Consider the following 1,057-nt stretch of genomic DNA (forward strand, 5'->3'; position numbering starts at 1 on the left):
GAACGCTTTCCCTCTCGACTCCGCCTTTTCCATGGCCACCTCGGCCTCTCGCAGGTGCATCAGTGCATTGCTACGGTCGCCGATCTGCGCGGACGCATGTGCCTGCTGTCCGGCGAGGAAGGCCCGCATGCGTGGGCCGGCTTGCGGAGATGCGGCAGAGGCGGCGTCAGCGAGCCGCTTCGCCTGTCTGCCGTGCCGTAGATCAACGGCCTGAACGCTCATCCCCCGCAGCGTTGTGCAGTACGTCAGGTGGTCCTCGGCTGCTCCGGCGAGTTCCAACGCCTTGAGGTAATACTGTTGCGCAAGGCCGTGAACACCTTCATCCACGGCCATATACCCGGTCAGGTAGCACAAATCCGCGGCAGCCGACATCATCGCCTTGCGTACCGGCTCGGGGGCCGTGGCCCGTAGATAGGGGGCCACGGTATTGACCAAGAAGGCCGCGGCCATTGGGCGTGCGTGGCGTCCGCCGAACTGGTCGTCCAGTTCCGACACCCGCTCGGTCATGGCGATGACCATGTCGACCTCGGGCATGCCGATGCGCTGAGTCCGGCCGAATTGGACTTCTTCCATCCGGCCCACCACATCGGGCCAATTGGGCACGGTCAGCGCGACGGAGAAGAGACTCATGCCGAGGACGCTGCGGCGCGAGGGATCCACATCCCCCCGACCGAGGTCGACCAGCCCTTCGACCGTGCCCGCAGCGGCGTCCGAAGCGCCGGCAGGGGCTGGGAACCCAGCCTCGGCATGGGTGACCGGGCGTCCCAGCCTCCGGGCCAGGGCCTCCAGGATCAGCGGCCTGACCTCCTCCTTCGGCAGGTGCCCCTGACGCCACTGATGAGCCGATGGCTCGCGGTACTTGAGCGGGGTTCCTTTCTCGGTCCCGACGCGGTTCACGGCCTGGACGAACTGCCGCAGCGTCCAGCCGGTCTGCCGGTAAAGCCGTTCGAGGTGCCGGTTCGGTTCCCGAGCGCCCACTAGCCCTCAACTCCCCGGTGTGCACGAGCGCTTAAAGCTCTTAAAAGCCGCTGCCGGTGCAACGGTACCGCCGGCTGTA

The 1,057-nt window shown here is 66.6% G+C and carries 1 protein-coding gene; it reads right to left on the reverse strand.

The window, feature by feature from the left end:
• Positions 1–978, reverse strand: a 978-nt coding sequence (locus AB0I03_RS27125) for a tetratricopeptide repeat protein (RefSeq protein ID WP_360417498.1), incomplete at its 3' end; no start/stop codon positions are given.
• Positions 979–1,057 lie beyond the last annotated feature (79 nt).

It is taken from the genome of Glycomyces sp. NPDC021274 (assembly GCF_040641195.1).
Classification (GTDB): domain Bacteria; phylum Actinomycetota; class Actinomycetes; order Mycobacteriales; family Micromonosporaceae; genus Glycomyces.